Source organism: Curtobacterium sp. MCPF17_051 (assembly GCF_003234595.1).
Taxonomy (GTDB): Bacteria; Actinomycetota; Actinomycetes; order Actinomycetales; family Microbacteriaceae; genus Curtobacterium; species Curtobacterium flaccumfaciens.
Map to the genome: position 1 here is coordinate 145,248 of NZ_QKSE01000009.1, position 13,438 is coordinate 158,685.

A 13,438-nucleotide genomic window follows, 5' to 3' on the forward strand; every position below is an offset into this window, starting at 1 on the left:
AAGAACAGTGACTGACGACATCACGAAGCTGAGCGCCGCGGCGCTCGCCGACGCCCTCGTGGCGCGCGACGTCTCGAGCGTCGAGGCCACCCAGGCCCACCTCGACCGGATCGCCGCCGTCGACGGCGACGTGCACGCGTTCCTGCACGTCAACGAGAACGCCCTGGCCGTGGCGAAGTCGATCGACTCCCGCCGTGCCGCCGGCGACGACCTCGGGCCCCTCGCCGGTGTGCCGATCGCCGTCAAGGACGTCCTGTGCACGCAGGACATGCCCACGACCGCCGGGTCCAGGATCCTCGAGGGCTGGGTGCCGCCGTACGACGCCACCCCCGTCGCGAAGCTCCGCGCCGCCGGCCTCGTGCCGCTCGGCAAGACCAACATGGACGAGTTCGCGATGGGCTCGACCACCGAGTTCTCGGCCTACGGTCCGACCCGCAACCCGTGGGACCTCGACCGGATCCCCGGCGGGTCCGGCGGTGGCTCGGCCGCTGCGGTCGCCGCGCACGAAGCACCCTTCGCTCTCGGCTCGGACACGGGTGGCTCCATCCGCCAGCCCGGTGCCGTGACGGGCACGGTCGGCGTGAAGCCGACCTACGGCGGGGTGAGCCGCTACGGCGCCATCGCCCTGGCGTCCAGCCTCGACCAGATCGGTCCGGTGTCCCGCACCGTCCTCGACGCCGCGCTCCTGCACGACGTCATCGGCGGGCACGACCCGAAGGACTCCACGTCCATCCCGGACGCCTGGCCCTCGATGGCCGCCGCCGCACGCGAAGGGCTGCAGGCGGACACGCTCCGCGGCCTGCGCGTCGGCGTGGTGAAGGAGCTCGCCGGGGGCGACGGGTTCCAGGCCGGTGTCACCCAGCGCTTCCAGGAGACGGTCGCGCTGCTCGAGTCGGCCGGTGCGGTCGTCGTCGAGATCGACGCCCCGTCGTTCGCGTACGCGATCAGCGCGTACTACCTCATCCTCCCGGCCGAGGCGTCGTCGAACCTCGCCAAGTTCGACTCGGTGCGCTTCGGCCTCCGGGTCACGCCCGAGAACGGTGCCACCGTCGAGGACGTCATGGCAGCCACGCGCGAAGCCGGCTTCGGGCCCGAGGTCAAGCGGCGCATCATCCTCGGCACCTACGCCCTGAGCGCCGGCTACTACGACGCGTACTACGGCTCGGCGCAGAAGGTCCGCACGCTCGTGCAGCGGGACTTCCAGGCCGCCTTCGAGCAGGTCGACCTGCTCGTCAGCCCGTCGGCGCCGACGACTGCGTTCCCGATCGGTGAGCGCATCGACGACCCCCTGGCGATGTACCTCAACGACCTCACCACGATCCCGGCGAACCTCGCCGGCGTCCCCGGGATGAGCATCCCGAACGGCCTCGCGCCCGAGGACGGCCTGCCCGTCGGCGTGCAGCTGATGGCGCCCCAGCGTGAGGACGCCCGGCTGTACCGCTACGGTGCCGCCCTCGAGCGTCTGCTCGAACAGCAGTGGGGCGCGCCGCTCATCGCGTCCGTCCCGGACCTCGACCAGAGTCAGCAGTCCGCTGCGCAGGAAGGTGTGATCTGATGGCCCAGAAGGACGCGCTGATGGACTTCGACGAGGCGCTCGAGCGCTACGAGCCGGTGCTCGGCTTCGAGGTCCACGTCGAACTCGCGACGAAGACCAAGATGTTCTCGGACGCCCCGAACTTCTTCGGCGGCGAGCCCAACACGAACGTCACCCCGGTCGACCTCGGGCTGCCCGGGTCGCTGCCGGTCGTGAACGCACAGGCCGTGCGGTACTCGATCCAGCTCGGGCTCGCGCTCGGCTGCTCGATCGCCGAGTCCTCGCGGTTCGCCCGGAAGAACTACTTCTACCCGGACAACCCGAAGAACTACCAGGTCTCGCAGTACGACGAGCCCATCGCCTACGAGGGCGAGGTCGAGGTCGAGCTCGCCGACGGCACGATCTACAACATCCCGATCGAGCGCGCCCACATGGAAGAGGACGCCGGCAAGCTGACGCACGTCGGTGGTGCCACCGGCCGCATCCAGGGCGCCGAGTACTCGCTCGTCGACTACAACCGTGCCGGTGTGCCCCTGGTCGAGATCGTCACGAAGCCGATCTTCGGCGCCGAGCACCGTGCCCCCGAGCTCGGTGCCGCCTACGTGCAGGTCATCCGCGACCTCGTCCGGGCGCTCGGTGTCTCCGAGGCCCGCATGGAGCGCGGCAACCTGCGGTGCGACGCGAACATCTCGCTGCGCCCCCGCGGGCAGGAGAAGCTCGGCACCCGCACCGAGACCAAGAACGTCAACTCGTTCCGCGCCGTCGAGCGTGCGATCCGCTACGAGATCCAGCGCCAGGCCGCGATCCTCGCCGCCGGTGGCACGATCACGCAGGAGACCCGCCACTGGCACGAGGACACCGGCCGCACCTCGGCCGGTCGTCCGAAGTCGGACGCCGACGACTACCGGTACTTCCCGGAACCCGACCTGCTGCCCGTCGTGCCGGACCCGGCCGTCGTCGCGGAGCTCCGTGCTTCGCTGCCCGAGGCCCCGGTCGCACGTCGCCGTCGCCTGAAGGGTGACTGGGGCTTCGCCGACCTGGAGTTCCAGGACGTCGTCAACGGCGGGCTCCTCGACGAGGTCGAGGGCACCGTCGCCGCCGGCGCCGCACCACAGGCCGCCCGCAAGTGGTGGACCGGTGAGATCAGCCGCGTCGCCAACGCGCAGGACGCCGCTCCCGGTGACCTGGTGTCGCCGAAGCACGTCGCCGAGGTCATCGCGCTCGTCGAGTCCGGTGACCTGACCGACCGCCTGGCACGCCAGGTGCTCGAGGGCGTCATCGCGGGCGAGGGTTCGCCTGCCCAGGTCGTCGAGGCCCGCGGGCTCAAGGTCGTCTCGGACGACTCCGCCCTGACGGCCGCGGTCGACGACGCACTCGCGGCGCAGCCCGACGTGCTGGCGAAGATCCAGGACGGCAAGGTCCAGGCGGCCGGCGCGATCATCGGTGCGGTCATGAAGGCCATGAAGGGCCAGGCCGATGCCGCCCGCGTGCGGGAACTCGTGCTGGAGCGCGCGCAGCAGTCGTAGGCAGTCCCACCACGGAGGGCACGTCACCGGTCGGTGCCGTGCCCTCCGTGCGTCCCGGTCGCCGTGTGCATCCTGGGGACGCGTCAGCGATCGGGTGACAGGATGAGTCGTGTCCGCAACGATCCGCGCCATCGGAACCGCCGTCCCCGAGACGACCCTCGACCAGCCCCGGGTGCGTGACCTCTTCTCCGCCCAACCCGACCTCGGGCGGCTCGGCAAACGGCTCGTCCCCGCCGCGTTCGACGGGTCGGCGGTCGACCAGCGGCACACCGTCCTGGAGGAACTCGACTCCGCACGTGCCGGTGATGCCTTCCGTGACGACGACGGCACCCTGCGCTCGCCGTCCACCGGCTCCCGTAACGACCGCTACCGCGAACTCGCCCCGCCGCTGTTCGTCGCCGCCGCCCGCGACGCCGTCGAACGCGCCGGCATCGCACCGGAGTCCGTCACGCACCTGGTCACCGTGTCGTGCACCGGGTTCACGCAGCCCGGGCCCGACATCGACGTCGTCGAGCAGCTCGGGCTCCCCGGTGGCGTCTTCCGGCACCACATCGGCTTCATGGGGTGCTGCGCCGCGTTCCCCGCGCTCCGGATCGCCGCGGCGTTCGTCGACCAGGACCCGGACGCCGTCGTGCTCGTGGTCTGCGGGGAACTCTGCACCCTGCACGTCCGCGCCTCGAACGACCCCGACCAGATCGTCGCGAACAGCGTCTTCGGCGACGGTGCGGCCGCCGCGGTGGTCGCCCGCGACGGAGCCGGTCTGCGCTTCGACGACTTCACGACGGCCGTGGTGCCCGAGGGAGCGTCCGAGATGGCGTGGAACATCGGGGACGAGGGCTTCGAGATGGTCCTGTCCACCGCCGTGCCGAAGCTCGTCGGCCTGCACGTCCCGAGCGCCGTGCAACCGCTGCTCGACGGCGGGCCCGCCTCGGACGTGCCGGTGTGGGCGGTCCACCCGGGTGGCCGGGCCATCCTCGACCGCACCCAGGAGTCGCTCGGCCTGCCGGACAGTGCGATGGAGTCGAGCCGGCGGGTGCTGCGCGAACACGGCAACATGTCGAGCGCCACCGTGCTCTTCGTGCTGCGCGACGCCGTCGACGCCGGTCTCGAGGACGGCAGCCCCGTCGTCGCGCTCGCCTTCGGCCCCGGCCTCACGGTGGAGAGCGCCCGGCTCACCGCCGTCCGGACCGAGGCGTCGCCGGCCGTCGAACCCGCTCGCGTGCCGGCCGTCGAACCCGCGCGCGTGCCGGTCGCGACCACGGGCGTGGCGTGAGCCGTCGCACCGGAGACGACCCGGGCCTCCCGGCCGTCGACCTGCGCACCCGCGCGCTCGACCTGACCGAACTGATGGACGACCCGGACTGCGACCCGCGCGCGCTCGCCCGCACCTTCCGGCGTTTCGCCGTCGTGAACGCGCTCGTGAGCGGCTGGCGTGCAGCCTGGCGCTCGCACGTCGTGCCCGCGTTGCCGGCGAACGGCCGTGGGCGGGTGCTCGACCTGGGGTGCGGCGGCGGCGACCTGGCCCGCTCGCTGGTGCGGTGGGCGGCGAGCGACGGCTTCGACCTCGAGGTCGTCGGGGTCGACCCGGACGAACGCGCCATCGCCGCGGCACGACGGTCGTCCCCGACCGGTGTGACGTTCCGGCAGCAGTCGAGCGGTGACCTGGTCGCGGCGGGTGAGCGGTTCGACGTCGTCGTGTCGAACCACGTGCTGCACCACCTGGGCGACGAGGAGCGGCGGGGGTTCCTGGCCGACTCGGAGCAGCTCGCGAGCGGACGCAGCCTGCACTCGGACATCCGGCGGTCGCCGGCGGCCTACCGGGCGTACGCGCTCGCGTCGCCGCTCGTGGCGGCGGGGACGTTCATCCGCGTCGACGGCCTGCGGTCGATCCGCCGGAGCTTCACCGTGCCGGAACTCCGCGACGTGCTGCCCGGCGGGTGGCGGGCCGAAGCGGCCGCACCGCACCGGGTGCTGGCGATCCGCGACGCGTGAGCGGGCTGCCCGGACCTTTCGTGCTCAGCGACAGATCACGGGCGTGCGGAGGCGTGAACTGTCGCTGAGCGCGAACGGCCAGCCGGCGGCCCCGCGCGCCACTACGGGCGCAGCAGCACCTTGATGGCCCGGCGCTCGTCCATCGCGCGGTAGGCCTCGGCGGCCTCGTCGAGCGGCAGTTCCAGGTCGAAGACGCGACCGGGGTCGATCGCGCCGGACAGCACGTCGGGCAGCAGGTCGGGGATGTACTTCCGGGCCGGGGCCATGCCGCCCGCGATGGCGATGTTCGTGTCGAACAGGTAGCGCGTGCCGATCGTCGGCACCCCGTGCGGGACCCCGACGAAGCCGACGTTGCCACCGGGGCGCACCGAGTGCAGCGCCTGGTCCATGCTCTCCTCGGTGCCGACGGCCTCGACGGCGCAGTCGGCCAGGTCGCCGCCCAGGAGCTCCCGGGCGGCGTCGACGCCCTCGGCACCACGGGCGGCCACGATGTCGGTCGCGCCGAACTCGCGGGCGAGCGCCTGGCGGTCGGCGTGCCGGCTCATCGCGATGATGCGCTCCGCACCGAGCCGCTTCGAGGCGAGCACGGCGGACAGGCCGACGGCGCCGTCGCCGACCACGACGACGGTCTTGCCGGGGCCGACCGCCGCCGACACGGCGGCGTGGTGCCCCGTCGAGAAGACGTCGGACAGGGTGAGCAGCGACGGCACCAGGGCCGGGTCGACCGGGCCGGGGACCACGACGAGCGTGGCGTCGGCGTCCGGGATCCGCACGTACTCGGCCTGTGCACCACCGACGGGGTCGCCGTAGGCGTCCGTGCTGCCGAAGCCGGACAGGTGGTCACAGCCGGTGGTCATGCCGTGGCGGCAGGCCTGGCAGGTGCCGTCGTTCATGGTGAACGGGGAGATGACGAAGTCGCCCTCGTGCAGGCCGGTGACGTCGTCACCGACGGCGACGACCTCGCCGACGAGCTCGTGGCCGATCGGCCGCGGCCGCTTCGTCTCGGTGACTCCACGGTAGGGCCAGAGGTCCGAGCCGCAGACACAGGCCGCGAGGACCTTGACGACGACGTCCCTGCCGGACAGGAGCCCGGGTCGGTCGCGCTCCTCGACGCGGATGTCGTTCGGGGCGTGGATGATCGCTGCGCGCACGGGCGGGCCTTCCGTCGAGATGATGGGGAACCGGCGCGGTCGACGTCGTCCGGGCCGTCGTCGACAGTACCCTCGTGCGGGTGGACGACGACCGGTACGGCGGCGATGTGCTCTCGGGGGACTGGCGCTCGCGCGGGGTGAAGAAGGTGCGGCAGGTACCGCTCGAACGGGACATGGTGCTCGAGGACCCGGACTCCGGGTGGGCCGGTGCCGTGGTGGGGCTCGAGGCGGGCAACATCGCGCTCGAGGACTGGAAGGGCCGCACGCGCTCCTTCCCCTTCACCGGGCAGTTCCTGCTCGAGGGTGAGCTGGTGACGCTGGGGCGGCCGTCGGCGCCGGTCGGGCGGTCGGCTGCGGGTGCTGCTGGGGCTGGCGCTGCTGGTTCCGCTGGCGCTGCTGGCCGTGCTGGCGCTGCTGGTTCCGTCGGTGCCGTGCATGCGGACTGGAGGCCCGGGGGCGCGCCCGCCGTGCGGCAGGCGTCCGACGGTGGTCGCCTCCGCACCGCGTCCGGATCGTTCGCCGTGGAGTCGCAGCGTGCTCGGGTGGCGCTCCCCAGCCGCATCATGGTCGAGGGCAAGCACGACGCGGAACTCGTCGAGAAGGTCTGGGGCGCCGACCTGCGCGTCGAGGGCGTCGTGGTCGAGGAGCTCTCCGGCGTCGACAACCTGGCCGCCGTGCTCGACGAGTTCCAGCCGACGCGGGAGCGCCGGGTCGGGGTTCTGGTCGACCACCTGGTGCCCGGGTCGAAGGAGTCCCGCTTCGCCGACGCCGTGATGCGTGGCAGGTGGGGAGCGCACGTGCTCGTCGTCGGGCACCCGTTCGTCGATGTCTGGCAGTCGGTCAAGCCGGCGCGGGTCGGGCTGCGGGCGTGGCCGACGATCCCGCGCTCGATCGAGTGGAAGGCGGGCATCTGCCAGGCGCTCGGCTGGCCACACGCCGAGCAGGCCGACATCGCTCGGGCATGGCAGCGGATCCTCGGGCAGGTGCGCACCTTCGCCGACCTCGAGCCGGAGCTGCTCGGCCGTGTCGAGGAGCTGATCGACTTCGTGACGGAACCACAGGCCTGAGAACCGGCGGATTGCCCGACCGGCGCGGTGTGCCGGGGGTGATCCGCGCCTCCAGGCCTACTGTTGGGGGATGGACGGCATCGACGGTCGCGTGCGGGGCGCGGTCGACCTGTGGCTGCGCTGGTTGCCGCGCTGGCAGATCGGGACCGCCCGCCCGCGCACACGCATCTGCCGGAAGTGCACCGGGTCCCCGATCGCCGCGGCCGCGGGGTTCGGACCCGACGTGCCGCACGCCGTCCAGCACGCGCTGATCGGGCGGATCTCGACGATCGTCGAGGACGCCGTCGACGACTACACGGCGAAGAACCTGCCGCTGCTGCAGCGTGAACTCGAGCGGGCGGCGGCCCGGAAGCGGCACGCGGGGTACCAGCCGGCCGAGGGGCTGTCGCCGGAGTTCCAGGGCCTGGACGTGGACCCCGAGCCGTCGCCGGGGTCGCCGTTCCTGTTCACGCTGGGCGAGCTGGCCGGCACCGGTGCGGGAGAGCAGACGCCGCGCGAGCCGTTGTCCGACGAGGCGAAGGCTGCGCTCCGGCACGAGATCGCGCTGTCCGACGAGTGTGCGCGGTCGACCGGTACCGCGGTGTGCCTGGCGCTCATCGACCACCGGCCGCGGATCGCCGAAGCCGTCGAACGGCTCGTGGAGCCGCAGATCGAGGCGCTGGTGTCGGACATGTTCCGCGGGTTCGACGGGCCGGACGAAGGGGCGCGTTCGGGCCTGTTCTGAGCGGTGTTCAGCGCCCGGCGACGGTCGCGTTTCGGTCCGACCGACGTGCGGCAGCGCGCAGGACCAGACGAGCGATCCCGCGCCACCCGAGCAGGAACACCCCGAGCACGATCGTCGCGACGATCACGAACGAGATCGGCAGCGGATTGCCGTCGACGTCTCCCTGACCGGTCGCGACCCGGATCGCCAGTCCGACGAACACCGTGAGCACCCACACCACGACGCCGGTCGGCCAGAAGCGCAGCGGTCGTGACCAGGCGCCGCTCGTGACGTAGGCGATCGCCCACCCGGCCAGGAACGGGTAGACCGTCGTCCACAACGAGAGCACCGAGTTCGATTCACCGTGCGAGGAACGGCCGATGAGTGCGAACAGGACGATCAGCACGATGTCGATCACGGCTGCGAGCCAGCCCCAGGTGCGAAGTGTCACGACTCCATTCTCGCAGCCGACGAGCCTCGGCCATCGCGCCCGTCGGACCTGTGGAGAGATCGGTTCCGTGCACGGACTGGTCGCACCGACCCGCACGGTGCCCTGCTGCCGCGACGATCGATGGATGCGTGCACTTCCACCGTTCCCCACTGCTCCGGACTGTCCCTGGTCCCTGTCCCTGGTCCCCTTGGCCCGAACGGGACCACGTCATCGAGTTCGACGGCGAGGTGAAGTACCGCGACCCGTCGATGCGACACGGGGGAACGACTGCCCATGCCGTGATCGCCGAGAAGCACCGCGAGAACCGGTAGCGGTCGTTCGACGTGGTGCGCGGCGTCGTCCGGCTCGGCTGGAGCGACCTGTGGAACGAGGTCGCGTTCCGGCAGGAGTTGCGCAGGGCCAACGTTCCGATGCGGCGCTGAAGCTCGCACCGTACGAGGTGCTCGGACGGAGTGTGCGAGGTTCCCACCACCGTGCAGGGCCGCGAGGCCACCACGCTGCGCGGAACCTCGCACCCCGCGGGCACAGCCCGCGCTGCGGCTCTCACCGTTCACGGGGGCGTCACCTGCGGTTCGCCCTGGTCCGGGAACATGCGCGGATGACGACGAGTCCGCCGGTCCCCGTCACGCAGGTGGTCCCGGCCAGCCCGGACGGGAGGCCCGGCGTGCGTCCGCCACGCCTCGTCGCCCATCGCGGTGCACCGCGTGTCCGGCGTGAGAACACCCTGCCCGCCATCGCGGTCGCCGAGGCGCTCGGCGCCGAGGTGATCGAGGTCGACGTCCGCCGCACCGCCGACGGCGTCGCCGTCCTGCTGCACGACGAGACCCTCGGCCGGATGTGGGGCGACGCCCGCCGGGTGTCCGACGTCGACTGGTGCGACGTCGCCCGGCTCGGCAACGGCCTCGACCGGATCCCGCGGCTCGACGGTGCGCTCGAACGGCTCGACGGGTGTCGGTCGACCCTGCTCGTCGACCTGACCGACGCCGAGGACGCCCTGGTCGCCGCCCGCACCGTCGCCGGATTCACCGGCTCCACCGCGGTGGCCTGGTGCGGGGCGCCGGCGGCGATGGCGGCGGTCCGCTCCGTGCTGCCCGACGCCGACGTCTGGCTGGCGTGGGAGTCGCTCGACCCGCCCGTCGCCGCGGACCTCGAGGCGCTCGAGCCGTCGACGCTCAACCTCGACGTCGCGTTCCTCACCCCGCGCACCGTCGAGGTCGCGCACGCCCTGGGCCTGCGCGTCGCCGTCTGGACCATCGACGACGTCGAGCCCGCCGTCTGGGCAGCCCGGCTCGGTGCCGACTCGATCACCACGAACGACGTCGGGTCCATCGGAGCGGCCCTGTCGGCGGCCGAGCGCGACGGCTGGCCCGAGCGCGACCGCGAGCCCACCGAGACCGAGGTCGCCTCGCGCGCCCAGGCCCTGGCCCACCGCATCGCCCACGAGGTCATCGCCTACACGCGCGAACACCCGGTCAGCGAGGTCCACACCAAGGCGAACCCCGCCGACCTGGTCACCGACGTCGACCGCCTGGTGGAGCAGCACGTCCGCTCCCGCGTGCGGATGGTGTTCCCGACGCACGGGTTCACCGGCGAGGAGTACGGCGAGGCCCCCGGCGACCGGCACCGCTGGTTCCTCGACCCGGTCGACGGCACCACCAACCTGGCGAACGGCGTGCCCTGGACCTCGATGTCGCTCTGTCTGACCCGTGGCGGCCGTCCGCTCGTCGGCGTCGTCGCGGACCCCTGGCGCGGCGAGGTGCTCGAGGCCCGACGTGGCCGGGGCGCCACCCTGCGCGACCGCCAGCTCCGACTGGACGACACACCCCGGCCGCTCGCCGGCGCCGTCGTCGGCACCGAGCTCGACGGACACCGCCCGTGGTCGGGGTTCGGGGCGTTCCTCGACGCCCTGGCCGACCGGTCGTGCACGCTCCGGGTCCAGGGATCGGGCACGTTGACGATCGCCCAGGTCGCGGCCGGGCGGGGGATCGGCGGCTGCGTCTCGGCGTTCGACCCGGTCGACCACGGCGCCGCAGTGCTGCTCGTGCACGAGGCCGGGGGCGTCGTGCTGACGCCGTCCGGCCCCGTGGAGGGTTTCCCGCCCGTGGGGGAGCCGTTCCTCGTGACGCACCCGGGGGCCGCGGACGAGCTGCACGCGGTGTGGACGGCGGCGCTCGCTGCTGGGTGAGCCGCGCCGCTCCCGGCCGACTCTGAGCGGGCGCTCAGTCATCCGACGCCGGGGGTTCGTAGTGTTGCAGTCCACGACGGGTCCGACCGGACCCACCGTGCACCCGAAGGAGCATCGACCATGGGATTCCTCGACCGCCTGCTCGGACGTCCGGAGCGTGACCGATCCGCTGACGGACAGCAGAACCAGTGGGGGCAGCCGCAGCAGCAGCAGGGCTACCGGTACGGCCAGCAGTCCTACCAGCAGCCGGCACCGTCCGCACCGCAGGGCGGCCAGTACGGCGCCCCGCAGTGGGGCGGTGCACCGACGCAGCAGCAGGGCGCGACGAGCGACGACGAGCGTGCTGTCGAGCGCTACCGCTACCTGCTCCGCACGGCACCGCCGGAGCGCATCGAAGAGGTCCACGCCGAGGCCTTCGCCAAGCTGACCGACGAGCAGCGCCGCATGGTCTACGACGAGTTCACCCGGACCGCGCCTCCCGGTGAGGCGCCCCGTGGCGACGACCCCCGCTCGCTCGCCCAGTCGGCGACCCGCTCCGAGATCCGCCAGCCGGGGTTCATGGAGCGCTCGCTCGGCGGTGTCGGCGGTGGCGGCGGACGCTTCGGGGGCCAGCGCGGCGGCCCGTCGTTCGGCAGCATGATCGGTGCCTCGATCCTCGGGACGGTGGCCGGCTACGTCATCGGTTCGGCGATCATGAGCGCGTTCCTGCCCGACCCCGGATCGTTCGATGGCGGTACCGACGCTGCGGGTGACGGTGGTTCGGAGGACACTGGTGCTGAATCCGGCGATGCCGGGGCGTCCGACGGCGGCGCATCCGACGGCGGCGGCTTCGACAATGCGGGCTGGGGCGACAGCGGATCCGACTTCGGCGGTGGCTTCAGCGACTTCGGTGGTGGTGACTTCGACGTCTGAGTGACGTCCGTCGCTCCGCCGGACCCCCGGGTACCCACCGTGTCTGACGAAGGAGCGACATGGCCATCATCGAAGCCTCCGGGCTGACCAAGACCTACAAGTCGAAGTCCGGGCCGGTGCACGCGCTGGCCGGACTCGACCTGTCGGTGCCGCAGGGCACCGTGAAGGCACTGCTCGGGCCGAACGGCGCGGGCAAGACCACGGTGGTGAAGGTGCTCACCACCCTCATCACGCCGGACTCGGGCACCGCGACGATCGACGGCATCGACGTGATCGCCGACCCGCAGGCCACTCGGCGGTCCATCGGGGTGTCCGGGCAGTACGCGGCGGTCGACGAGAACCTGACCGGGTTCGAGAACCTCGAGATGATCGGGCGGCTCTACCACCTGGGCCGCAGGACGGCGCGCGATCGTGCCCGCGAGCTCATCGACGTCTTCGACCTGTCCGAGGCGGGGGACCGTCCGGTGAAGGGCTTCTCCGGCGGCATGCGGCGACGCATCGACCTCGCCGGGGCGCTGGTGATGAACCCGCGCGTGCTGTTCCTCGACGAGCCGACGACGGGCCTCGACCCCCGCAGCCGGCTGGCGCTCTGGGGCATCATCGAGGACCTCGTGGCCGAGGGCGCGACGGTGCTCCTCACCACCCAGTACCTGGAAGAAGCCGACCGGCTCGCCGACGACATCGCGGTCATCGACGACGGGGCGGTCATCGCCGAGGGCACCGCGGACCAGCTCAAGGCGCAGGTCGGCGGGCACCGGGTGGTCGTGACCCTGGTCGACGAGGCCGACGGCGACGCGGCGACCACGGTGCTGCTCCGCTACGGGGTCGGCGAGGTCGAGGCCTCGGGCGACGGCCGCACCCGTGCCATCGCGGTGGAGGCCGGTCCGGCAGCCCTGCAGCGCGTGCTCGCCGACCTGGGCGAGGCCGGCATCGAGCTCCACGACGCCGGCATGCGACGCCCGACCCTCGACGACGTCTTCCTCCGCCTGACCGGACACGCGGCGACGGACGACGCCGCCGACGAACCCGCGGCCACCAAGCAGAAGGAGACGGCACGATGACCACCACGTCCCTCGCGCCGGGCCGCCAGCTGCCCGTCGTCGTCACCTCGCCGCTCGCCGTCTGGGTCGAGGACGGCTGGACCGTCACCAAGCGGAACCTCATCAAGCTCAAGCGGTCGCCGGACATGCTCGTGTTCGCCGTGCTGCAGCCGATCATGTTCGTGCTGCTGTTCAGCCAGGTGTACGGCGGCGCCATCCAGGTGCAGGGGACCGACTACACGCAGTTCCTGATGGCGGGGATCTTCGCGCAGACCGTGGTGTTCGGCGCGACGTTCTCCGGGTCGGCGATGGCGCAGGACCTGAAGGAAGGGCTGATCGACCGGTTCCGCACGCTGCCGATGTCGGCGTCCGCGGTACTGGTCGGGCGCACCAACTCCGACCTCGTCCTCAACTCGATCTCGATGGCGATCATGATGCTCACCGGCCTGGCGGTCGGGTGGCGGGTGAACTCGTCGCCGCTCGAGTTCCTGGCCGGCATCGCCCTGCTGCTGCTGTTCAGCTACGCGTTCAGCTGGGTCATGGCGCTGCTCGGCATGAGCGTCAAGACGCCCGAGGTCATCAACAACGCCTCGTTCATGATCCTGTTCCCGCTGACGTTCATCTCGAACGCGTTCGTGCCGAGCGACACCCTGCCGCTGGTGCTGCGCGTGTTCGCGGAGTGGAACCCGGTGTCGTCGCTCGTGCAGGCCGCGCGGGAGCTGTTCGGCAACGTCGGGTCCGCGCCGGTGCCGGACATCTGGACGATGCAGCACCCCGTGCTGACGGTGCTGATCGGCATCGCCGTGATGCTCGTGGTGTTCGTCCCGTGGGCGGTCAACAAGTACACCCGCATCAGCGCGAAGTGAGGCCGGCGTGG

12 protein-coding genes are annotated in these 13,438 nt (G+C 72.2%); 10 read left to right on the plus strand and 2 right to left on the minus strand.

Features of this window, described 5'->3' with window-relative positions; genetic code table 11:
* Positions 1-7: 7 nt before the first annotated feature.
* The 4 genes from gatA to DEJ35_RS09005 all read left to right on the plus strand — a co-directional run bounded on the left by gatA (position 8) and on the right by DEJ35_RS09005 (position 5,052).
* Positions 8-1,555, plus strand: coding sequence for an Asp-tRNA(Asn)/Glu-tRNA(Gln) amidotransferase subunit GatA (gene gatA / locus DEJ35_RS08990; protein WP_110862726.1), 1,548 nt, complete (start codon positions 8-10; stop codon positions 1,553-1,555).
* Positions 1,555-3,060 carry an Asp-tRNA(Asn)/Glu-tRNA(Gln) amidotransferase subunit GatB gene (gene gatB / locus DEJ35_RS08995; protein ID WP_111192594.1) on the plus strand — a complete coding sequence of 502 codons (1,506 nt, stop codon included), beginning with the start codon at positions 1,555-1,557 and terminating at the stop codon, positions 3,058-3,060. Before gatA ends, gatB begins: the two co-directional genes overlap by 1 nt.
* 109 nt (positions 3,061-3,169) lie before the next feature.
* Positions 3,170-4,333 (plus strand): type III polyketide synthase, encoded by a 1,164-nt coding sequence (locus DEJ35_RS09000; RefSeq protein WP_111192595.1) that lies wholly within the window; start codon positions 3,170-3,172, stop codon positions 4,331-4,333.
* Entirely contained in the window at positions 4,330-5,052 is a 723-nt protein-coding gene (locus DEJ35_RS09005; RefSeq protein WP_111192596.1) for a methyltransferase domain-containing protein, read from the plus strand. The genes DEJ35_RS09000 and DEJ35_RS09005 overlap by 4 nt, the downstream gene beginning before the upstream one ends.
* 101 nt (positions 5,053-5,153) lie before the next feature.
* Here the strand turns inward: DEJ35_RS09005 and DEJ35_RS09010 are convergent, their stop codons facing one another.
* Positions 5,154-6,203, minus strand: coding sequence for a zinc-dependent alcohol dehydrogenase family protein (locus tag DEJ35_RS09010; RefSeq protein ID WP_111192597.1), 1,050 nt, complete (start codon positions 6,201-6,203; stop codon positions 5,154-5,156).
* An 80-nt stretch (positions 6,204-6,283) separates the two neighbouring features.
* Here DEJ35_RS09010 and DEJ35_RS09015 point away from each other — a divergent pair, with 80 nt between their 5' ends.
* Both DEJ35_RS09015 and DEJ35_RS09020 read left to right on the plus strand, forming a co-directional pair.
* Positions 6,284-7,270: a DUF3097 domain-containing protein gene (locus tag DEJ35_RS09015; protein WP_111192598.1), complete on the plus strand. Its 987-nt coding sequence runs from the start codon at positions 6,284-6,286 to the stop codon at positions 7,268-7,270.
* A 70-nt stretch (positions 7,271-7,340) separates the two neighbouring features.
* The gene (locus DEJ35_RS09020) at positions 7,341-7,994 is read left to right on the plus strand and encodes a spermidine/putrescine ABC transporter substrate-binding protein (RefSeq protein ID WP_110862720.1); all 654 of its coding nucleotides are present in this window, start codon (positions 7,341-7,343) and stop codon (positions 7,992-7,994) included.
* A 7-nt stretch (positions 7,995-8,001) separates the two neighbouring features.
* Here the strand turns inward: DEJ35_RS09020 and DEJ35_RS09025 are convergent, their stop codons facing one another.
* Positions 8,002-8,424 carry a DUF3054 domain-containing protein gene (locus tag DEJ35_RS09025; RefSeq protein ID WP_111192599.1) on the minus strand — a complete coding sequence of 141 codons (423 nt, stop codon included), beginning with the start codon at positions 8,422-8,424 and terminating at the stop codon, positions 8,002-8,004.
* Positions 8,425-9,022: 598 nt separating this feature from the next.
* Here DEJ35_RS09025 and DEJ35_RS09030 point away from each other — a divergent pair.
* The 4 genes from DEJ35_RS09030 (at position 9,023) to DEJ35_RS09045 (ending at position 13,427) form a co-directional block, all read left to right on the plus strand.
* Complete coding sequence (locus DEJ35_RS09030; protein WP_181435552.1) at positions 9,023-10,609, plus strand: inositol monophosphatase family protein; 1,587 nt, start codon at positions 9,023-9,025, stop codon at positions 10,607-10,609.
* Positions 10,610-10,729: 120 nt separating this feature from the next.
* Positions 10,730-11,521, plus strand: coding sequence for a hypothetical protein (locus tag DEJ35_RS09035; protein WP_111192601.1), 792 nt, complete (start codon positions 10,730-10,732; stop codon positions 11,519-11,521).
* A gap of 59 nt (positions 11,522-11,580) precedes the next feature.
* Positions 11,581-12,582, plus strand: coding sequence for an ATP-binding cassette domain-containing protein (locus DEJ35_RS09040; RefSeq protein ID WP_111090623.1), 1,002 nt, complete (start codon positions 11,581-11,583; stop codon positions 12,580-12,582).
* Positions 12,579-13,427, plus strand: coding sequence for an ABC transporter permease (locus DEJ35_RS09045; protein WP_051596514.1), 849 nt, complete (start codon positions 12,579-12,581; stop codon positions 13,425-13,427). Before DEJ35_RS09040 ends, DEJ35_RS09045 begins: the two co-directional genes overlap by 4 nt.
* The last annotated feature ends 11 nt before the right edge of the window (positions 13,428-13,438 follow it).

Excerpts from the sequence above, each read along its gene's own strand:
- gatB (WP_111192594.1), top strand. The coding sequence starts at position 1,555 with ATGGCCCAGAAGGACGCGCTGATGGACTTCGACGAGGCGCTCGAGCGC.
- DEJ35_RS09020 (WP_110862720.1), top strand. The coding sequence starts at position 7,341 with ATGGACGGCATCGACGGTCGCGTGCGGGGCGCGGTCGACCTGTGGCTG.
- DEJ35_RS09030 (WP_181435552.1), top strand. The coding sequence starts at position 9,023 with ATGACGACGAGTCCGCCGGTCCCCGTCACGCAGGTGGTCCCGGCCAGC.
- DEJ35_RS09035 (WP_111192601.1), top strand. The coding sequence starts at position 10,730 with ATGGGATTCCTCGACCGCCTGCTCGGACGTCCGGAGCGTGACCGATCC.
- DEJ35_RS09040 (WP_111090623.1), top strand. The coding sequence starts at position 11,581 with ATGGCCATCATCGAAGCCTCCGGGCTGACCAAGACCTACAAGTCGAAG.
- DEJ35_RS09045 (WP_051596514.1), top strand. The coding sequence starts at position 12,579 with ATGACCACCACGTCCCTCGCGCCGGGCCGCCAGCTGCCCGTCGTCGTC.